The 19,988-nt window shown below is 52.5% G+C and carries 18 protein-coding genes, 1 pseudogene and 1 riboswitch; of the genes and pseudogenes, 13 read left to right on the top strand and 6 right to left on the bottom strand.

The annotated features are described in order from the left end of the window. Positions 1-298 precede the first annotated feature (298 nt). Positions 299-2,104 carry an AMP-dependent synthetase/ligase gene (locus DDT52_RS05430; RefSeq protein ID WP_136155456.1) on the bottom strand — a complete coding sequence of 602 codons (1,806 nt, stop codon included), beginning with the start codon at positions 2,102-2,104 and terminating at the stop codon, positions 299-301. A gap of 418 nt (positions 2,105-2,522) precedes the next feature. Between DDT52_RS05430 and leuA the strand changes: the two genes are divergently transcribed. The 6 genes and pseudogenes from leuA (at position 2,523) to DDT52_RS05465 (ending at position 8,354) form a co-directional block, all read left to right on the top strand. Further along, positions 2,523-4,118 (top strand): 2-isopropylmalate synthase, encoded by a 1,596-nt coding sequence (gene leuA / locus DDT52_RS05440; protein ID WP_136155457.1) that lies wholly within the window; start codon positions 2,523-2,525, stop codon positions 4,116-4,118. Continuing rightward, on the top strand, positions 4,118-5,209 hold the full coding sequence (leuB, locus tag DDT52_RS05445; RefSeq protein WP_136155458.1) for a 3-isopropylmalate dehydrogenase: 1,092 nt from the start codon (positions 4,118-4,120) through the stop codon (positions 5,207-5,209). The genes leuA and leuB overlap by 1 nt, the downstream gene beginning before the upstream one ends. A 2-nt stretch (positions 5,210-5,211) precedes the next feature. Continuing rightward, on the top strand, positions 5,212-6,612 hold the full coding sequence (leuC, locus tag DDT52_RS05450; RefSeq protein ID WP_136155459.1) for a 3-isopropylmalate dehydratase large subunit: 1,401 nt from the start codon (positions 5,212-5,214) through the stop codon (positions 6,610-6,612). Between the two features lie 13 nt (positions 6,613-6,625). Further along, the gene (gene leuD / locus DDT52_RS05455) at positions 6,626-7,228 is read left to right on the top strand and encodes a 3-isopropylmalate dehydratase small subunit (protein WP_136155460.1); all 603 of its coding nucleotides are present in this window, start codon (positions 6,626-6,628) and stop codon (positions 7,226-7,228) included. Positions 7,229-7,518: 290 nt separating this feature from the next. Next, positions 7,519-7,748 (top strand): annotated as a pseudogene (locus DDT52_RS21140) (hypothetical protein). A 27-nt stretch (positions 7,749-7,775) separates the two neighbouring features. Continuing rightward, entirely contained in the window at positions 7,776-8,354 is a 579-nt protein-coding gene (locus DDT52_RS05465; RefSeq protein WP_136155461.1) for a helix-turn-helix transcriptional regulator, read from the top strand. Between the two features lie 75 nt (positions 8,355-8,429). Here DDT52_RS05465 and sgrT read toward each other — a convergent pair whose 3' ends face one another. Beyond that, positions 8,430-8,594, bottom strand: coding sequence for a glucose uptake inhibitor SgrT (sgrT, locus tag DDT52_RS05470; RefSeq protein ID WP_136155462.1), 165 nt, complete (start codon positions 8,592-8,594; stop codon positions 8,430-8,432). A gap of 90 nt (positions 8,595-8,684) precedes the next feature. On the opposite strand from sgrT, the gene sgrR reads away from it, so the two are divergent. The 7 genes from sgrR (at position 8,685) to ilvN (ending at position 16,156) form a co-directional block, all read left to right on the top strand. Continuing rightward, on the top strand, positions 8,685-10,343 hold the full coding sequence (gene sgrR, locus DDT52_RS05475; RefSeq protein WP_136155463.1) for an HTH-type transcriptional regulator SgrR: 1,659 nt from the start codon (positions 8,685-8,687) through the stop codon (positions 10,341-10,343). Positions 10,344-10,380: 37 nt separating this feature from the next. Next, positions 10,381-10,509, top strand: a riboswitch (TPP riboswitch). Between the two features lie 80 nt (positions 10,510-10,589). Next, positions 10,590-11,573 (top strand): thiamine ABC transporter substrate binding subunit, encoded by a 984-nt coding sequence (gene thiB / locus DDT52_RS05480; RefSeq protein ID WP_136155576.1) that lies wholly within the window; start codon positions 10,590-10,592, stop codon positions 11,571-11,573. Continuing rightward, positions 11,549-13,159 carry a thiamine/thiamine pyrophosphate ABC transporter permease ThiP gene (thiP, locus tag DDT52_RS05485; RefSeq protein WP_136155464.1) on the top strand — a complete coding sequence of 537 codons (1,611 nt, stop codon included), beginning with the start codon at positions 11,549-11,551 and terminating at the stop codon, positions 13,157-13,159. The genes thiB and thiP overlap by 25 nt, the downstream gene beginning before the upstream one ends. Beyond that, the gene (gene thiQ / locus DDT52_RS05490) at positions 13,143-13,841 is read left to right on the top strand and encodes a thiamine ABC transporter ATP-binding protein ThiQ (RefSeq protein ID WP_136155465.1); all 699 of its coding nucleotides are present in this window, start codon (positions 13,143-13,145) and stop codon (positions 13,839-13,841) included. The genes thiP and thiQ overlap by 17 nt, the downstream gene beginning before the upstream one ends. Positions 13,842-13,974: 133 nt before the next feature. Then, entirely contained in the window at positions 13,975-14,079 is a 105-nt protein-coding gene (locus DDT52_RS21460) for an ilvB operon leader peptide IvbL (protein ID WP_136155466.1), read from the top strand. A 114-nt stretch (positions 14,080-14,193) separates the two neighbouring features. Then, a complete protein-coding gene (gene ilvB, locus DDT52_RS05500; RefSeq protein WP_168709737.1) occupies positions 14,194-15,858 on the top strand; it encodes an acetolactate synthase large subunit in 1,665 nt (554 codons plus the stop codon). 4 nt (positions 15,859-15,862) lie between these two features. Next, positions 15,863-16,156, top strand: a complete 294-nt coding sequence (gene ilvN, locus DDT52_RS05505) for an acetolactate synthase small subunit (protein WP_109052444.1) — start codon at positions 15,863-15,865, stop codon at positions 16,154-16,156. Between the two features lie 126 nt (positions 16,157-16,282). Here the strand turns inward: ilvN and DDT52_RS05510 are convergent, their stop codons facing one another. The 4 genes from DDT52_RS05510 to DDT52_RS05525 all read right to left on the bottom strand — a co-directional run bounded on the left by DDT52_RS05510 (position 16,283) and on the right by DDT52_RS05525 (position 19,944). After that, a complete protein-coding gene (locus DDT52_RS05510) occupies positions 16,283-17,053 on the bottom strand; it encodes a DedA family protein (RefSeq protein WP_136155468.1) in 771 nt (256 codons plus the stop codon). A gap of 450 nt (positions 17,054-17,503) precedes the next feature. Next, positions 17,504-18,199 carry an ABC transporter ATP-binding protein gene (locus DDT52_RS05515; protein ID WP_136155469.1) on the bottom strand — a complete coding sequence of 232 codons (696 nt, stop codon included), beginning with the start codon at positions 18,197-18,199 and terminating at the stop codon, positions 17,504-17,506. Beyond that, complete coding sequence (locus DDT52_RS05520) at positions 18,192-18,974, bottom strand: ABC transporter ATP-binding protein (protein WP_425591535.1); 783 nt, start codon at positions 18,972-18,974, stop codon at positions 18,192-18,194. Before DDT52_RS05520 ends, DDT52_RS05515 begins: the two co-directional genes overlap by 8 nt. After that, entirely contained in the window at positions 18,961-19,944 is a 984-nt protein-coding gene (locus DDT52_RS05525; RefSeq protein WP_247595490.1) for a branched-chain amino acid ABC transporter permease, read from the bottom strand. The genes DDT52_RS05520 and DDT52_RS05525 overlap by 14 nt, the downstream gene beginning before the upstream one ends. Positions 19,945-19,988 lie beyond the last annotated feature (44 nt).

Here is a 19,988-nt window from a genome sequence, read left to right on the forward strand (position 1 = left end):
TATTGCCGCCCGCCGTCCGAAATCAGTCTGGCGCAAGCCACGCTTAATAGCATGACATTTTAATAAAACGGGGCTTTAAATATAACTAATTACAATAACGCCAGATTCTGATGCAGGCAAACAGCAAAACCCGTCCTACTTTAAGGGGAAAACCGGGAATGAATCGCAGAAAGAGCAAGAATTAAGATAAAACGCTGATGAGTGACCTTCGAGCCTGAAAAATCTGCCACGAAGGCCATAAATTACAGAGTGAAATCTTGATACCGAAAATTAACGATTCGGGTTCCGCAACACGGCCTCAGGACTCCGAATACATGGCGTCGATTTCCAACCGGTAGCGCTGATTAATCACCTTACGACGCAGTTTCAACGTTGGCGTAAGCTCGCCCTCCTCCATCGAAAACGGTACCGGCAGCAGAGTAAATTTTTTCACCTGTTCAACGCGGGATAACTCTTTTTGCATCTCGCGCAGGCGCTGCTCGAATAATTCGATAATATGGCTATGCCGCAGCAGTTCCAGACGATCGTGATATTTCAGATTAACGGAGCGGGCATATTCTTCCAATGCTTCAAAGCAAGGAACAATCAAGGCGGAGACGTACTTGCGTGTATCTGCAATAATCGCGACCTGATCAATGAAGCGATCCTGTCCCAACGTTCCCTCCAGATGCTGCGGCGCGATATATTTTCCGCCCGAGGTCTTCATCAAATCTTTCAGACGTTCCGTGATGAACAGATTACCGTCCGCATCCAACTCGCCGGCATCACCGGTTTTGAGCCAGCCATCATCGGTAAAGACTTCAGCCGTTTCCTGCGGGCGATGAAAATAACCGCGCATCACCGTGGCGCCGCGCACCTGGATTTCGTTATCCACACCGATACGAACGTCAATCTCCGGCAAGGGAGTCCCAATCGATCCTAAACGGAAATGCTGCTCTTCCCAGCAGGAAACCGTCGCACAGGTTTCCGTCATACCGTACCCGTATACGATACGCACGCCCATCGACAGGAAGAACTGGATGATATTGTCATCCAATCGTGCGCCGGCTGCCGGCATGAAACGGATCTGCCCGCCTAAAAGCTGGCGCAATTTACCAAGAACCAGACGATCGGCATAACGATGCATGATGCTGCGCAGCATACCAGGACGCCTTCCCGCACGGCGCATCTGACAAACGGCTTGTCCCTGAGCGATAGCCCAGCGGAACAAATGCTGGCGATACCAGGGCGCCTGAGCCACTTTTTCATGGACGGCGCTGTACACTTTCTCGTAGAAGCGGGGAACAGCACACATCATTGTCGGTTTAACCGCCTGCATGGCATCACGAACCAGATTGGTGTCACTGAGATACACATTCTGCGCACCGCTATGCATGATGAAAAAGCTCCAGGCGCGTTCAAACACATGGGATAACGGCAGGAAGCACAGCGAACGGTCAGCATCAGAGACGCTCAGGCGCCGCTCGTGGAGTTTAAGTTGCATCGCCATATTAGCGTAATCCAGCATCACGCCTTTGGGTTCACCCGTTGTGCCCGAGGTATAAATCAGCGTGAACAAATCACTGAGTTCGCGGTTATCAATGCGGTTTTGCAGTTCGCCATGCCAGAACTCTTCCACAGCCTGAGATTCAAATTCACCCAGGGTAACGGCAATGTCGCAATCGCGTAAATCCACACCATCCTCCATCACAATGATGTTACGCAGTTGCGGACAGATGTCGCGTAACGCCAGCAGCGCATCGAACTGCGTCTGGCTACCGACAAAAATGGTGTGGATATCGGCATCATTAATGATAAATGCGGCCTGCGACGCGGTATTGGTGGCATAAATAGGCACGCTGATGGCCCGCAGGTGCAGCAGGGATAAATCGGCGAGCGCCCAGTTCATCGAATTGTGAGAGAAAATGGCGACGCTTTCCTGCACCTCCAGTCCCAATGCCAGTAATGAACTGGCAATCCGCCGGATGCGCTGGCCTGCCTGTGACCAGGTGAGCTGTTTCTCTTCGGCTGATGCCCATTCACGTAACGCGATGCGCCCAGAGCAATGCGCGATCTGATGTTGTACCCGGTGTACCATATGGTATGGCTGTAAAGGATTATTCATCTGTAAAAAACTATTGATCCAGAGAAGGATGGATAGAGAAATGTGCCTGAAAAATTTTAGCGTACAGTTGTACATTATTTTGGCTGCAGTCTACCGGTATGGTTTAAAACCGCAACGATCTTTCAGGCATAAATAGCGGGTCATCGATAGCTTACTTGACCCACGTCACACTAAACCAGTAGTTGACATACCCATAGAAATAAAGTACCAATAGTGCAATATCGAATTTCAGATGACGAGACATCATGTTCAATTTCACTTTCCTACTAGGCCTACTACTAAACGCATCTACGTTGCGCGGTATGCTGGTGGGTAAAATTCTGAACTGATTTCACGCCACCCAATAAAAACCCGCGCCGATGCGCGGGTTTTTTTTTACTCGCCGGGCGCCAAGTAAATACGATAAGGAATCAAACCGATGAGCCAGCAAGTTATTATTTTTGATACCACATTACGTGACGGAGAACAGGCTTTGCAGGCCAGTCTGAGTGTGAAAGAGAAACTCCAGATTGCACTGGCGCTGGAAAGAATGGGCGTTGACGTAATGGAAGTTGGTTTCCCGGTTTCCTCACCTGGCGACTTCGAATCCGTACAGACTATCGCCCGCAACGTCAAAAACAGCCGGGTCTGCGGACTGACTCGCTGTGTAGAGAAGGATATTGATGTTGCCGCCGAGGCGCTGCGCGTGGCGGATGCATTCCGCATCCATACCTTTATCGCCACCTCGCCGATGCATATCGCCACCAAACTGCGCAGTACGCTGGACGAAGTCATCGAACGCGCCATCTATATGATCAAGCACGCCCGTAACTATACTGACGACGTCGAGTTCTCCTGCGAAGACGCTGGCCGTACGCCGATCGCGGATCTGAGCCGCGTTGTGGAAGCCGCGATCAATGCCGGCGCCCGCACAATCAACATTCCGGATACCGTCGGCTACACCATGCCCCATGAATTCGGCAATATCATCGCCTCACTGTACGAGCGCGTTCCCAATATCGATAAAGCCATCATTTCTGTTCATACCCACGACGATCTGGGGCTGGCGGTAGGCAATGCGATGGCGGCGGTTCATGCGGGTGCGCGTCAGGTAGAAGGCACGCTGAACGGCATCGGCGAACGTGCCGGCAATTGTTCACTGGAAGAAGTGATCATGGCGATTAAAACCCGTCATAACATCCTGAATGTCCATACCAATATCAATCATCAGGAAATCTACCGTACCAGCCAGTTGGTCAGCCAGATCTGCAACATGCCGATTCCCGCCAACAAAGCCGTGGTGGGCGCCAACGCTTTCGCCCACTCCTCCGGCATCCATCAGGATGGCGTACTGAAAAACCGCGAAAATTACGAAATCATGACGCCGGAATCCATCGGCCTGAAAGAAGTCCAGTTGAATCTGACTTCCCGCTCTGGCCGTGCGGCAGTAAAACACCGCATGGAAGAAATGGGCTATCAGGACAGCGACTACAATCTGGATGATTTGTATTCCGCCTTCCTGAAACTGGCCGACAAAAAAGGTCAGGTTTTCGATTACGATCTGGAAGCGCTGGCGTTTATCAATAGCCAGCAGGAAGAGCAGGACTTTTACAGCCTGGATTATTTCAGCGTGCAGTCCGGTTCAAGCGTGATGGCAACCGCCTCGGTCAAACTGAACTGCGGTGATGAAACGCAGGCGGAGGCCGCGACGGGCAACGGTCCGGTTGATGCCGTCTATCAGGCGATTAACCGTATCACCGGATACCAGGTTTCACTGGTTAAATATCAACTGACCGCCAAAGGACAAGGCAGAGATGCGTTGGGTCAGGTGGATATCGTCGCGGATTATCAGGGTCGCCGTTTCCACGGCGTCGGCCTGGCAACGGATATCGTTGAATCTTCCGCTCAGGCGATGGTAAATGTATTAAACAATATCAAACGCGCTCAGCAGGTAGAAAAAGAAATTCAGCGTCTGCAACAGCACAATAATCAACAACACGACAGCAAACAACAAAACAGTCAGGAAACAGTGTGATGAGCAAAAGCTACCATATTGCCGTCTTACCCGGAGACGGTATTGGCCCGGAAGTCATGGCGCAGGCCCACAAAGTGTTGGACGCCGTACGTCAGCGCTTTAATCTCCGTATTACCACCAGCGAATATGACGTCGGCGGCATTGCCATCGATCGCCAGAATACTCCGCTGCCGCAGGCAACCATTGCCGGATGCGAACAGGCCGACGCCATTCTGTTTGGTTCGGTCGGCGGCCCGAAATGGGAGCATCTGCCTCCTGCGGAACAGCCGGAACGTGGTGCGTTATTGCCGCTGCGTAAGCATTTCAGATTATTCAGCAACCTGCGTCCGGCTCGCCTGTATCAAGGGCTGGAAGCATTTTGTCCGCTGCGCGGCGATATCGCCGCCAGGGGGTTTGATATCCTGTGCGTGCGGGAACTGACGGGCGGTATCTATTTCGGTCAGCCCAAAGGGCGCGAAGGCAGCGGTCAACATGAACGCGCTTTCGACACCGAGATCTATCACCGTTTCGAGATTGAGCGCATCGCGCATATCGCGTTTGAATCCGCACGTAAACGCCGCAGTATCGTGACGTCCATCGATAAAGCCAACGTTTTGCAGAGTTCTATCCTGTGGCGTGAAATCGTTAACGAAATCGCCAAAGAATATCCAGATGTGAAGCTGTCCCATCTGTACATCGACAACGCCACCATGCAGTTGATTAAAGATCCGTCCCAGTTTGACGTGTTGCTGTGCTCCAACCTGTTCGGCGACATTCTGTCAGACGAATGCGCCATGATTACCGGTTCCATGGGGATGTTGCCTTCCGCCAGCCTCAACGATCAGGGATTTGGCTTGTATGAGCCTGCGGGGGGATCTGCGCCGGATATCGCCGGCCAAAACATTGCCAACCCGATCGCACAAATTTTATCGCTGGCGCTGCTGCTGCGTTACAGCGTGGGGGCTGATGATGCCGCCGACGCTATCGAAAAAGCGGTTAACACGGCGCTGGCTGAAGGCTATCGCACGTCGGATCTGGCCAGCGAAGGCAATGCGGTCGGTACGGATGAAATGGGCGATATCATCGCCCGGTTTGTGGCACAAGGGGCATAACCATGGGTAAGACGTTATATCAAAAATTGTTCGATGCGCATGTCGTCTACGAAGCGCCGAATGAAACGCCTCTGCTGTATATCGACCGTCATCTGGTGCACGAAGTGACCTCGCCACAGGCGTTTGACGGCCTGCGGGCGAAGGGGCGTAAGGTTCGTCAGCCGGGTAAAACCTTCGCCACCATGGATCACAACGTTTCCACCCAGACCAAAGATATCAATGCCTGTGGTGAAATGGCCCGTATTCAGATGCAGGAACTGATTAAAAACTGCGCTGAATTTGACGTACAGCTGTATGACCTGAATCACCCGAATCAGGGGATCGTCCACGTTATCGGCCCGGAACAGGGGATGACGCTGCCGGGGATGACCATCGTCTGTGGCGACTCCCACACCGCCACGCACGGCGCCTTCGGTTCTCTGGCCTTTGGTATCGGCACATCGGAAGTTGAGCATGTTCTGGCGACGCAGACCCTGAAACAGGGCCGCGCCAAAACCATGAAGATCGAAGTGGCGGGCGATGCCGCGCCGGGAATTACCGCCAAAGACATCGTGCTGGCGATTATCGGTAAAACCGGCAGCGCGGGCGGTACCGGCCATGTGGTTGAATTCTGCGGTAAGGCCATTCAGGCGCTGAGCATGGAAGGTCGTATGACGCTGTGCAACATGGCGATTGAAATGGGCGCCAAAGCCGGTCTGGTCGCACCGGATGAAACCACGTTCAATTATCTGAAAGGACGTCAATTTGCGCCGAAAGGCACGGATTGGGATGCGGCAGTCGCCTACTGGAGCACGCTGAAGTCAGACAACGACGCGCAGTTCGATACCGTTGTCACGCTGGATGCGGCCCAGATAGCACCTCAGGTTACCTGGGGCACCAATCCGGGTCAGGTTATCGCCGTCGATCAGATCATTCCGTTCCCTGAATCGTTCATCGATCCGGTAGAACGCGCTTCCGCCGCCAAGGCGCTGGCCTATATGGATTTACAACCCGGCATTAGGCTGACAGACGTTGCGATTGATAAGGTGTTTATCGGCTCCTGCACCAATTCGCGTATCGAAGACCTGCGCGCGGCGGCCGAGATTGCCAAAGGACGCAAGGTTGCTCAGGGCGTTCAGGCCATCGTGGTACCTGGCTCAGGCCCGGTTAAAACCATGGCGGAACTGGAAGGACTGGATAAAGTGTTTATCGAAGCCGGTTTCGAATGGCGTCTGCCCGGTTGTTCAATGTGTCTGGCGATGAACAATGACCGTCTGAACCCCGGCGAACGCTGCGCATCAACCAGTAATCGTAACTTTGAAGGGCGTCAGGGCCGTGCCGGACGCACCCATCTGGTGAGCCCGGCGATGGCCGCTGCGGCGGCGGTGACGGGGCATTTTGCCGATATCCGCGAGTTGAATTAAGAGAGAGACCAACATGGCTAAATTTACGCAACATACCGGTCTGGTGGTTCCTCTGGATGCCGCTAACGTCGATACCGACGCCATCATTCCAAAACAGTTTCTGCAAAAGGTCACACGAACCGGTTTTGGTCAGCACTTGTTTAACGACTGGCGTTTTCTGGATGAAGCCGGTCAGGAACCCAATCCTGATTTCGTGCTGAATAAGCCACGCTATAAAGGCGCCAGTATTCTGCTGGCGCGTGAAAACTTTGGCTGTGGTTCATCGCGCGAGCATGCGCCGTGGGCGCTGACCGATTACGGCTTCAACGTGGTGATCGCACCGAGTTTTGCCGATATTTTTTACGGTAACTCGTTCAATAACCAACTGCTGCCGGTCACGCTGAGCGAAGAAGATATTGATACGCTGTTTAAACTGGTCGACGGTGAAGAAGGCATTACTTTCACCGTAGATCTGGAGAACCAGACCGTATTGGCCGGTGGGAAAAGCTATCCATTTGAAATCGACAGCTTCCGCCGTCACTGCATGATCAACGGGCTGGACAGTATTGGGCTGACGCTGCAACACGAAGCGGCCATTGCCGATTACGAGCAAAAACAGCCGTCGTTCCTGCATTGATCTGATACGTTTCGCTCCTCGCTAAAAACCGCCCCTGACGCTGGACATGATTTCTGGCGGCAGGGGCGGCCAATCCGTAACGCCGTTCAGGCTTTCATGCCATTTACCCATAAATAAACCTTGTGTTCCGCTATCTTTCCCCCGGTAATAATATTTGCGAAGCGACACGCAGTATTTTATTTATTACAACCAATTGATAAATAAATTACACTTCATTCTGATTTAACACTCACGCACTGTTGACATTGGTCAACAGTGCAATTACCCTAATTTCATTATTCAGGATGAAGATGAAAAAACACCCGAATAAACATATTCAGGCAGCCATTGAATATGCTTTAGCGCAGGGATGGAGATTTCACCCCAGCAACGGTCATACTTTTGGCAGGCTCATTGCGGCACACCGAACCATCACGACCACATGATGAGCATCTGGTCCACGCCGTCAAATCCGGAAAATCATGCAAAACAAATCTGCCGTAAAGTCGATAGCTGTCTGGCAATATTGAAAAAAAACTAAGCGAGAAAACCGTTTAATGGGGAACTCATGACAACCTATCACTTTTCTCTCACGCTATCGGGCGTTACCGCCGAAACAACAGGATTGGAAAATGCGCTTTTTTCCAGCGGTTGCGATGATGCTCTGATCTGTTTTTACGGCAATGCCGTCTATCTCGAATTTGATCGAGAAAGTCCCCATTTTTCCGATGCGGTAATTAGCGCCATTCGCGATATTGAGTCTGCGGGTATTAACGCCAATGTCCAATCCGTTGACGCGGCATGGGTTGGGCTCAGCGATATCGCCGCATTATCAGCTATGTCACGACAGGCGATTGCGCTGTTAAAAGACGGGAAACGCGGCGCTGGCGATTTTCCTTCTCCCGTCCAGCGTTTGAAGGGCTCTTCCCCGCTGTGGGATTGGGGTGAAGTTGCAGACTGGCTTGCAAAACAGAAAAAGATACCGCAAGAAATCGCTGACAATGCCAGGGAACTTGCCTCCATCAATCTGGCATTACAACTACGCAACGCCAGCCAGAAAGGCAAACTGAACCACTACTACACTTTACTTAATGATCAATATCAGAATGTCGATAAAATACTCGACACAACGGGGAAAAATGCATAAAAAAAGCCAGCGAAAGGTTTCGCTGGCTGGTGAAAAGCACCATTACTCAGAATGTTTCTCTACCTTCTCTCACTACTAGATCCAGTGACGGTATTCCTCTTCCGACATCTCCCCAATTTGCCACTGCGTTGCCTGTTGCAATAATGCCACTCGCTGATGAGCAGACATCCAACGCAGCCATTTCGCCTTGCACGTCGAAAGATAAACCCGATAGAACCGATACAACGGTGAAATCGCCATAAGCCACCTCCGCGCTTTCATTATGTAAAAGTATCGGCGTAATATAGGGAAAGATAAATTGATGACTTTAAGGCCTGGAGTTCCTCTTTTATGTCTTCCAACCGTCTGCAACAGCAGTTCATCCGTCTGTGGCAACACTTTCAAGGGCAAACCACCGACACCACGCTGCAAGAGTTGGCCGGCGTCTTAAGCTGTTCACGTCGCCATATCCGTTCTCTTCTGGGGGCGATGCAGCAACAAGGATGGCTGACCTGGCAGGCGGAAGCGGGCAGGGGCAAACGCTCGCAGCTTTCGTTCATTTATACCGGGTTGGCCCTGCAACAGCAGCGCGCAGAAGATTTACTGGAGCAAGATCGCATCGATCAGTTAGTGCAGCTTGTCGGCGACAAAGAAACGGTACGTCAGATGCTGCTTGCCCACCTTGGCCGCAGTTTCCGGCAGGGTAAACACATTCTGCGAATCCTCTATTACCGCCCACTGCGTAATCTACTGCCAGGATCGGCATTACGACGTTCGGAAATGCATATAGCCCGGCAAATTTTCAGCGGGTTGACCAATATAAATGAGGAAAACGGGGAACTAAAACCCGATCTGGCGCATCACTGGCAAATGCTGGAACCGCTGCGCTGGCGATTCTACCTGCGTCCTTCTATCCGTTTTCATCATGGTCGGGAGCTGACGATGGACGATGTCATCAGTTCGCTTACCCGACTAACCGAACTGCCGCTGTTCTCTCACATCAAAAAAGTCACCTCGCCGATGCCTTTTGTGATTGATGTGCAGTTGCACAGCGCCGACCACTGGCTGCCGTGGCTGCTTGGCAGCATCCCCGCTATGATCCTGCCGCAGGAGTGGCGGACCCTGCCCGATTTTGCCCGACGCCCCATTGGCACCGGTCCTTACACTGTCGTGAGCAATAACAACAGTCATATGAAAATACGCGCATTCGATGACTATTTTGGCTATCGGACCCTTATTGATGAAGTGAATATCTGGGTATTGCCGGACGAACCGGAAGAACTGAGCGTTTCCGTCAAATTGCAGTCCGATGATTCCCACAATGAACAGTTGGAAAGCAGAATGGAGGAAGGATGCTATTTCATCCTGTTCGATAAACGTTCGCCGCTGGCTAAACGCCCGGAAATCCGCCGCTGGCTCTGGCAGGTGTTTAACCCCATCGCCCTGCTGAGCCACGCCGATGCTATCCGTCAGCTCGACTGGTCACCGGCCTACAGCCTGCTGCCACGCTGGCACCATCATCAGCCGGACAAGCCGCTGCCCATGCCGCAAGGACTTAAGCAAATTACGCTGACCTTTTATCAGGAACATCCTGAGTACCGGATACTCAGTGAAATCATGAGTAAGCTGCTGGAAAAGCATGGCGTGAAGCTACACGTACAGATCGTCAGTTACGAAGACTGGTATCAGGGCAATATTGAAAGCGATATCTGGTTCAGTAGCGTGAACTGCTATTTACCGATCGAATTCTCGCTGTTCGCGATGCTTTATGAACTGCCGCTGATGCAACACTGTCTGGATAGCGATCTGCACCATGATGCACAGCAATGGCGCAATCACACCCTGTCCATAGCTGAGTGGTGCGATAAGCTGGTCAACAGCGGCCAACTACAACCCTTACTCCATCACTGGCTGAAACTTCAGGGACAGCGCAGTATGCGAGGCATCAGAATGAATATGCTGGGCTGGTTTGACTTCAAATCAGCCTGGTTTGCACCGCCAGAAAACTGAGAACCTTTCCCTGCCCCCCTGAACCCTTTACAATGGGACGTTCTCAACGGGGTGCGGAAAAGGTTGCGCCACAAGATTGGCATTGGCGCGAGATTTTTCGCTGAGAAAACACCCGTCGAACCTGATCCGGTTAATACCGGCGAAGGGATTTGAGAGTGCTCATTGCTGACTCAAAGACCTTTGCCACCCCATGATTCTCAGGAGTGCAAAGTGTTAAATACATCATTATTAAAACGTTCGGCAGCCATGCTGAAAAAGAGCCTGCCTTGTCTTTTACTGATTTCCGCACCGGCCTTCGCCAAACCTGCGCTCACCGTTTATACCTACGATTCTTTTGCCTCTGAATGGGGACCGGGTCCGGTAATCAAAACCGCGTTTGAAAAAGAGTGCGAGTGCGAACTGAATTTTGTCGCGCTGGAAGATGGCGCCTCGCTTCTGAACCGCCTGCGGATGGAAGGTAAAAACAGCAAGGCGGATATCATTTTAGGGCTGGACAATAACCTGTTGCAGGCCGCGGAACAGACCGGTCTGTTTACAAAAAACGATCTGGATACCAGCGCGGTTAACGTGCCTGGCGGTTGGAACAACACGACGTTTGTCCCTTACGACTACGGCTATTTTGCGTTTGTTTACAACAAAGAAACGCTGAAGAATCCTCCCAGAAGCCTTCATGAGCTGATCGACAGTCCGGAAGCCTGGAAAGTGATCTATCAAGATCCGCGCACCAGTACGCCGGGTTTGGGACTGCTGTTATGGATACAGCAAGTGTACGGCGAGCAGGCTCCGCAGGCGTGGCAGAAACTGGCGAAAAAAACCGTTACGGTCACCAAAGGCTGGAGCGAAGCCTACGGTTTATTCCTGAAAGGCGAGGCCGATCTGGTACTCAGCTATACAACCTCTCCGGCGTATCACATTATTGAAGAGAAAAAAGAGAATTACGCGGCCGCGAATTTCAGTGAAGGACATTACCTGCAAATTGAAGTCGCCGGGCAACTGGCCGCCAGCAAACAGCCGGAACTAGCGAAACGCTTTATGCAATTCATTCTGAGTCCGGCATTCCAGCAGGCGATTCCCACGACCAACTGGATGTATCCGGCGGTCCCAACCGAACTGCCGGTCGGATTCGCCACACTCCCTGTACCGGAGAAAGCATTGCAATACAGCGCACAACAGGTGGCGGAGCAAAGGAATAACTGGATTCAGGCATGGCAACGCGCAGTCAGCCACTGACCGCAGGAAGTCTGTGGCCGGGATTACTGGCTGCCACGCTGTTAATTTCAGTCGCCGTTCTGGCTTTCGGGGCGCTATGGCTACAGGCCCCCGACAGCCAGTGGCAGACCTTATGGCAGGACAGCTATCTGTGGCATGTCATTCGATTCACCTTCTGGCAGGCATTCCTGTCCGCACTGCTTTCTACCGTCCCCGCCATTTTCCTCGCCAGAGCCTTGTACCGTCGCCGTTTCCCCGGCTACCGCTGGCTATTGCGACTCTGCGCCATGACGCTGGTGCTGCCCGTGCTGGTCGCCGTTTTTGGTTTGCTCAGCGTGTATGGCCGTCAAGGTTGGCTGGCGCAGCTACTGGGATTTTTAGGCCTGCCCTACCCGTTTTCACCTTATGGTCTGCAAGGCATTCTGCTGGCGCATATTTTCTTTAACCTACCGCTGGCAACCCGCCTGTTATTGCAATCGCTGGAAAGCATTGCGACAGAACAGCGCCAGTTGGCTGCTCAACTGGGCATGAATGATTGGCAGCATTTGCGTATCGTCGAATGGCCCGCACTGCGCAGACAAATTTTACCGACGGCCGCACTGATTTTCATGCTTTGCTTTGCCAGTTTTGCCACCGTGCTGTCTCTTGGCGGCGGTCCACAGGCGACCACCATTGAGTTGGCCATTTATCAGGCGCTGAGCTTTGATTACGATCCCTCGCGCGCCGCGTTACTGGCGTTAATCCAGATGAGCTGCTGTCTCGGGCTGGTGCTGCTCAGCCAGCGCCTGGGCCGAATCTTGCCGGTCGGCAGCACCCGGCAGTTAGTATGGCGTAACCCGCAGGACAGCCTGTTAAGCCGGTTTTGTGACAGCTTGCTGATTGGCGCATTACTGCTTTTGGTGGTCCCGCCCCTGCTGGCGGTGGTCGTTGATGGCGTTAATCTTTCCCTGATCGCCGTGCTGCAACAGCCGGTTTTGTGGCAAACCTTGTTTACCTCACTGCGTATTGCGCTGAGCGCAGGTCTGCTGTGTCTTGCCCTGACCATGATGTTGCTCTGGAGCAGCCGGGAACTGAAGTTGCGCCAACAACCTTTATACGGTCAGTTAATGAATCTGAGCGGCATGCTGATCCTCGCCATGCCCGGCATTGTGCTCGCGACCGGTTTTTTCCTGTTACTGAATAATACGGTGGGATTACCGGACTCCCCTTATGCGTTAGTCGTGATGACCAACGCGCTGATGGCGATCCCCTACGCGCTCAAAGTGCTGGAAAATCCCATGTACGATGTGGCCGAACGCTATAATCAGCTCTGCCTGTCGTTGGATCTGCGGGGCTGGCGACGTTTAAAAATTATCGAACTGACCGCGCTGAAACAGCCGCTGGCGCAGGCGCTGGCCTTTGCCAGCGTATTGTCGATCGGAGATTTTGGCGTTATCGCATTGTTCGGCAGTGAGCAGTTTCGCACCTTGCCTTTTTATCTTTATCAGCAGATTGGTTCCTATCGCAGCGCCGATGGCGCCGTGACCGCACTGTTACTGATGCTTATCTGCTTTACGTTATTCACCCTGATTGAAAAACTGGCAGGTCGTCATGATCGCTCTCGATAAGCTGACATACCTCTATCAGCACTTTCCCATGCGCTTTGATTTCCACGTTCAATCCGGCGAACGTGTTGCTATTCTCGGCCCCAGCGGCGCGGGGAAAAGCACGCTGCTGAATCTGATTGCCGGCTTTCTGATGGCGAACAGCGGTACATTGCGTTTGAATGGCGAAGAACACCGGCATACGCCGCCCGCCAAACGGCCGGTATCGATCCTGTTTCAGGAAAATAACCTCTTTCCCCATCTGACCATCGAGCAAAACATGGCGCTGGGCCTAAACCCCGGTCTGCGCCTCAGTGGCGCACAGCGGGAAACGCTGCGGCACATTGCCGACAAGGTTGGATTGACGACATTGCTCAGCCGTCTGCCGTCACAGGTTTCAGGGGGACAACGGCAGCGTGCCGCGTTGGCTCGCTGTCTGGTCCGCCAGCGCCCTATTCTGCTGCTGGATGAACCATTTTCCGCGCTCGATCCCGCATTGCGCCTGGAAATGCTGGAACTGCTCGACGAGATTTGTCTGGATCGCCAGCTCACGCTGCTGATGGTTTCCCATAATCTGGACGATGCGATCCGCATTGCGGAACGCACCATGCTGATTGTCGATGGACAGATTGGCTATGATGGACCGACACGAGCATTGCAGGATGGCAGCGCCGATGCGGCGAAAATACTGGGAATTCGGGGATAAACGCGCTTGCTCATCACCAGAAAAAGTGTGACCGCTCGCGGATTTCAGCTTTTTATCCCTCACGGGTATTGTGTCCTTTTCACGACCTGTGCTTATATGAATAAGTGACTTAATCGTTAATAACAGGATTCCCGTGACGCACTATTCTTCCACTTCAACACTACTAAGCACCGCGCATGTTGACGCGGTCGTCGTCGTGCGCGTGGTTGTGGTGGTGGTCGTCGGCAGCGCGCCGTAACGGGTTCCGAATCAAACCAAAGATTCCCAAACCCCGCCGGCGCCAGCCGAGCGGGGTTTCTTGTTTCTACCCTCCCGCTCTGAAAACGCACCGGCCCTGATGAAGGATATACATATGCGTTATACAGGCGCCCAGTTGATTGTCCGGCTGCTCGAACAGCAGGGCATCACAACAGTAGCAGGGATCCCCGGTGGTGCAGCCCTGCCGTTATACGACGCGCTCGGCCAGAGCAAAACCATCCGACACGTACTGGCACGTCACGAGCAGGGAGCAGGATTTATGGCTCAAGGCATGGCGAGGGCCAATGGGCGCGCCGCCGTCTGCATGGCGTCAAGCGGCCCGGGCGCAACCAACCTGCTGACCGCCATTGCCGATGCCAAACTCGATTCTATTCCATTGGTCTGCATTACCGGACAGGTGTCCTCCAGCATGATCGGGACAGATGCCTTTCAGGAAGTCGACACCTATGGCATTTCCATCCCGGTGACCAAACACAACTATCTGGTTCGTGACATCAAAGAGTTACCGCGCGTTATCCCTGAGGCCTTTCGCATCGCACAATCCGGCCGGCCCGGTCCGGTCTGGATCGATATTCCCAAAGATATACAAACTGCCGAGATCGAATTGGATATGCTGCCGCCAATAAGCCAAAACGATCGTCCGCCGGCCATCGATGCTCAGAAAATCGCGCAGGCAGCCGCCATGATTAACACGGCACAGCGTCCAATTCTCTATCTGGGCGGCGGTATTATCAGCGCATCGGCACACGAACAGGCCGTGCAACTTGCTGAACGCGCTAATCTGCCCACCACCATGACGCTGATGGCGTTAGGCGCCATGCCAGTGGATCACCCGCTGTCGCTTGGCATGCTGGGTATGCATGCCGCACGCTCAACCAATTTGATCTTGCAGCAGGCGGATTTATTAATTGTGCTGGGGGCACGCTTTGACGATCGTGCGATTGGTAAAGCGGAACAGTTCTGTCCTCAGGCCAGCGTGATTCACATTGATATCGATCCGGCTGAGCTGGGCAAGATCCGGCAATCGCATGTCGCGCTGAATGCCGATGTTGCCGAAGCGCTGGATCAACTGTTGCCGCTGATCGAAACGCAGCGACGCGACGTGTGGCGTAAAACGATCGGTGACTTGCAGCATGAATTTCCGTTCCACATGCCGAACGCTAACGATCCGCTGAGTCATTACGGCCTGATCCAGGCTGCCGCGCAGGCGCTGACGGATGATGCCATCATTGCTACCGATGTCGGACAACACCAGATGTGGGTTGCGCAATCTTATCCACTGCGCCGGCCACGACAGTGGCTGACGTCCGGCGGGTTGGGCACCATGGGTTTCGGTTTGCCAGCCGCAATGGGCGCCGCATTAGCCGAACCTGAACGTACCGTGGTGTGTTTTTCCGGTGATGGCAGCCTGATGATGAATATTCAGGAAATGGCGACCGCCGCAGAAGAAGGGTTGAATGTCAAAATTATCCTGATGAACAACCAGTCGCTGGGATTGGTTCATCAGCAGCAGGATCTGTTCTTCCAGAAACGCATCTTTGCCGCAGACTATCGTTACAGAACCGATTTCCTGGCCATTGCCGCCGGTTTCGGCTTCGCCACCTGCGATCTGAATGCGGCAGACGATCCGCGAACGGCACTGGCAGAAGCATTGAACCGCCCCGGCCCCGCGCTGATCCACGTCTTGATAGATGTGAATGAAAAAGTATATCCCATGGTGCCGCCGGGCGCCGCCAACATTGATATGATCGGAGATTAAGACCATGCCACATCAATCCACCTCAAAACAGGTCACGTTGGAACTCTCGGTGCGCAACCACCCCGGCGTCATGTCGCACGTGTGCGGACTGTTTGCCCGTCGAGCCTTTAACGTGGAAGGGATTCTCTGTATGCCGCTGGCCGGCGGCGATGAAAGCCGCATCTGGCTACTGGTGCAGGACGATCAGCGGCTACCGCAGATGATCAGTCAGGTCGAAAAACTGGAAGATGTGATTAAGGTACAGCGTCATGGCGAGGAAATGCGCATCTTTGATCAGGTAGCAGAGTTTTATCGATAGGACTGCTGACTGAAGTGGCACTGTTGACGTTAATGAACAGCGGAAGATACACGGGGTACACATCTCAAACCGGATAACCCCGTGCCTCTTCACCCTCATTATCCGCCAGGTTCACCCTGATAAACTTTACCCATGCAGCACCAGCCACAGCAGGTGACGATAAACAGGCATTAGCGGATGCGCGATCAGCATTGCCAATGCAACCCCTGCCGCCGCCAGCGTCAATGGAGCAACCCAGCGTAACCGACTGAGCGGCAAGCGTTTACTGAACCAGTCACGCTTTTTGCGTTTATCGCCTCGCCACCAGCGCCAGCTTAACCACGCGCCACTCCACACCAGTAACGCGGTAACCAGCAATAGCCATTTAAAACCGGTACTGTTGACGCCCGCAGGAATATCAATGGCAACGCCAGCCAATATGCCGGGTAAAAAATACGCCGGCGGCCACAGCAGACAACCGATGATATTCGGCACGGCAAATTTATAAGGCGGCAGCCCCAGCATACCGGCGACCATGGGAATCAGCGGACGAGTCGGTCCGACGAATCGTCCAATCAACACCGTCGGAATCGGATGTTGATACAAGGCATGTTCCGTTTTATTGAGCAACGTTTGATGCTTTTTCAGGAAAGACCATTGATGCAGCGGTTGCTTAAACGTTCTGCCGATGAAATAGGAACTCCAATCCCCCAGCAAACAGCCGACAATACCCGCCGCCCACGCGGGATATAACCCCATCTGACCGCTGCCGATCAGTGCCCCCAACGTGGCCATCATAACGGTGCCCGGCAGCAACAGGCCAACCAGAGCAAGGGATTCCAGAAAAGCAACCAGCATGACGGCGATCAGTGAATACGCTAATGATTGAGTAACCAGATGATCCAGCCACGCTTCCATAAATCCTTACTCAACGTTGGTGAAAAACAGGATTGTCTGGATCATAGCAGATAGAGTCAACTAGTCATTCCCAGCATGACCGTCATATCACGCATGTCGGACATCTTATGCAACGAACTGACACAAATTTACCGATAATAGTCTATGTAAATTCAGTGTTATTTCGTGCGCGAAGAAAGACGTGTTTTCATGCAACAAGGCAGCACGCGCCCGACAAGGAGCGCTCAATCGCCGCTGCTCCTTGACCACTGGCTTTTGGCGGAACAGGGGCCGCTACGCGGTTCCCTCGCCGGGAGGCGCCTTCTGACGGACCGCCAGTGACATGCTCCCGGCATGGCACTGGCTTTCGCCGCATCCCTGCGGCTCATCCTGAAGGCGCTTCCCGACTCAGCCCCTTTTACGCCAGAGGGGAAAACCTTTTGCTCTGCCGTGGGGATTTCAATCGAAAATTTATCCGCCTAAATACATTTTCTTCACTTCCGGGTTGGCCAGAATGGCCTGCGCCTGTCCCTGTAGCACAATCTTGCCGTTTTCCAGCACATAGGCGCGATCGGCAATTTTCAGCGCCGCCGTGGCATTTTGTTCAACAAGAAGGATAGTAATATTTTCTTTTTGTAGCTGTTTAATAATATTGAACATTTCGCCGACTATCTTTGGGGCCAGTCCCAGACTGGGCTCGTCCAACATCAATAAAACCGGCTCGCTCATTAATGCTCTGGCTATCGCCAGCATCTGCTGTTCGCCGCCGCTCATGGTGCCTGCCAGCTGGCTGCGACGCTCTTTCAATCGCGGAAACAGCGTGTACATTTTATCTTTCAGATAGTCAAAATTGACCGGGTTGTTGTACGCGCCCATGCGCAGGTTTTCTTCAATGGTCAAATTGGTGAAAACTTTGCGTCCTTCCGGAACCAATGCCAGGCCTTTACGCACAATCTGATGGGTCAGACTGTTGGAAATATCTTCATTCAGGAAATTGACGTTGCCGGTCGATTTCACCAGATTGATAATACCGTTCAGCGTTGAGGTTTTTCCCGCACCATTACTGCCAATCAGCGTAACGATTTCACTATTATTCACCTCAATGTCGATGCCTTTTAATCCCTGAATCAGTCCATAAAATACTTGCAGACTCTCGGCCTTAAGCATAATCCACCTCTCCAAGATAGGCGGCAATCACCTCTTTGTTATTAATCGCCTCATGAGTGGTGCCACTGAATAATGGCTTGCCGTAATCCAGAACCAGCACTCGCTCGCACAGGGCATTAACGAATGACATGTCATGCTCAATCAACAGCACCGTTAATTGATAATCCTCGCGCATTTTAAAAATCAGCTGCGCCAGTTCATTCGTTTCTCTGGGGTTCATCCCGGCCGCAGGCTCGTCCAGTAATAATAATTCCGGCGAAGTTGCCAACGCGCGGGCGATTTCCACTTTACGCTGATTGCCATAGCTCAGGTTGGTTGCCAGTGAATCGGCATGTTCGGCAATACCGATATATTCCAGAATCTCCATAGCCTGCGCTTTTGCCCGCTTCTCCGCCGAGAAAAAACGTCCCATATGCAATGCAGCCTCAATAAACGAATAACGAATGGCGCGATCAAAACCGATTAAAACATTTTCCAGTACCGTCATTGAATTGAATAACCGAATATTCTGGAAAGTACGGGCAATGCCGCGATTGACCACCAGATTTGGTTTCAAACCGGTAATGGTTTCCTGCCCCAGCATGACTTTGCCCGAGGTCGGTTTGTAATTCGAGGTAATCACGTTAAATAAAGTGGTTTTCCCCGCGCCGTTTGGACCAATCAGACCAAATATCTCCGCCTGATTAAGCGTAAAACTAACGTCATCAATTGCCCGTAATCCACCAAATTGCATAATGACGTGATCAACACTGAGAATAGGTTTATTTTCCATGATGGCGTTTCCTGTTCACTTCCCAGATCTCCTGCTTACCCAGTAACCCTTCGCGGGCAAAAAGCATAATAATCAGCAGCACCAATGAAAAAACAACCATCCGTAAACCGGGGTAGGACCCCAGGTCCTCACCAAACAGACTTAGCGGCTGGTCAAGGAAACGCAGCCATTCGCCGCTGCCCACCACCAAAATCGTTCCCAGAATCGCACCGGTCGTGCTGCCTAATCCGCCCAATACAATGATGATGAGCAGTTGAAACGTCAGCATGAAATCAAACAGATCGGGGGAAATAATCGTCAACAGCGAAGCCAGTAAACCGCCGCCGATTCCTTCCAGAAAGGCGCTGGTGGCAAAGGCGCAGGTTTTAATTTTGAAGGTATTAATCCCCATCGCGATCGCGGCGTCTTCATCATCACGAACCGCTTTCATCGCCCGCCCGTATTTTGAATACACGATCTGTAAAATAAGCAGCACGGCGATAAGGGAAATAAAACCGCACCAGTACAACATGTGGCTGGCCTGGGGAATCTCATTCAGACCAATGGCGCCATTGGTGATTTGCGGATTATTAATTGCCAGGATTTTAATAATAAAACCAAACCCCAACGTTACAATCGCCAGATAATCGCCGCGCACCCGGAAGACCGGAAACGCCAGACACACGGCTAACAGAGAAGCACAGATCCCACTAATAATGAGCGCGGGTAAAAAGGAGGTATGCAGCGCCAATACCACGGCGCTGGGAGACGCCATTTCATACATTTCCAGCTTGGTGTCCGCGCTTAACAACAGGATGGCGGTAATATAGGCGCCGACGGCAACAAAACCGTTGGGCTCAAGGGATAATTGCCCCGTTACCCCGTTAATCAGGTTGTAACTCACCGCCAGGATCATAAATATAAAAATATTACAGACAATACGGATGATGTAATCGTCAAACACATTCTGCAACGTGAACAGAACCAACAGCATTATCACAAATACCGCGGCATAGCCGATTAACAACGAAAATGAAT

This window comes from Brenneria roseae subsp. roseae, from assembly GCF_003115845.1.
Taxonomy (GTDB): Bacteria; Pseudomonadota; Gammaproteobacteria; order Enterobacterales; family Enterobacteriaceae; genus Brenneria; species Brenneria roseae.

Coding starts and splice junctions, on each gene's coding strand:
- DDT52_RS05430 (WP_136155456.1), bottom strand. CDS start 2,104: ATGAATAATCCTTTACAGCCATACCATATGGTACACCGGGTACAACAT.
- leuA (WP_136155457.1), top strand. CDS start 2,523: ATGAGCCAGCAAGTTATTATTTTTGATACCACATTACGTGACGGAGAA.
- leuB (WP_136155458.1), top strand. CDS start 4,118: ATGAGCAAAAGCTACCATATTGCCGTCTTACCCGGAGACGGTATTGGC.
- leuC (WP_136155459.1), top strand. CDS start 5,212: ATGGGTAAGACGTTATATCAAAAATTGTTCGATGCGCATGTCGTCTAC.
- leuD (WP_136155460.1), top strand. CDS start 6,626: ATGGCTAAATTTACGCAACATACCGGTCTGGTGGTTCCTCTGGATGCC.
- DDT52_RS05465 (WP_136155461.1), top strand. CDS start 7,776: ATGACAACCTATCACTTTTCTCTCACGCTATCGGGCGTTACCGCCGAA.
- sgrT (WP_136155462.1), bottom strand. CDS start 8,594: ATGGCGATTTCACCGTTGTATCGGTTCTATCGGGTTTATCTTTCGACG.
- sgrR (WP_136155463.1), top strand. CDS start 8,685: ATGTCTTCCAACCGTCTGCAACAGCAGTTCATCCGTCTGTGGCAACAC.
- thiB (WP_136155576.1), top strand. CDS start 10,590: ATGCTGAAAAAGAGCCTGCCTTGTCTTTTACTGATTTCCGCACCGGCC.
- thiP (WP_136155464.1), top strand. CDS start 11,549: ATGGCAACGCGCAGTCAGCCACTGACCGCAGGAAGTCTGTGGCCGGGA.
- thiQ (WP_136155465.1), top strand. CDS start 13,143: ATGATCGCTCTCGATAAGCTGACATACCTCTATCAGCACTTTCCCATG.
- ilvB (WP_168709737.1), top strand. CDS start 14,194: ATGCGTTATACAGGCGCCCAGTTGATTGTCCGGCTGCTCGAACAGCAG.
- ilvN (WP_109052444.1), top strand. CDS start 15,863: ATGCCACATCAATCCACCTCAAAACAGGTCACGTTGGAACTCTCGGTG.
- DDT52_RS05510 (WP_136155468.1), bottom strand. CDS start 17,053: ATGGAAGCGTGGCTGGATCATCTGGTTACTCAATCATTAGCGTATTCA.
- DDT52_RS05515 (WP_136155469.1), bottom strand. CDS start 18,199: ATGCTTAAGGCCGAGAGTCTGCAAGTATTTTATGGACTGATTCAGGGA.
- DDT52_RS05525 (WP_247595490.1), bottom strand. CDS start 19,944: ATGCTGTTGGTTCTGTTCACGTTGCAGAATGTGTTTGACGATTACATC.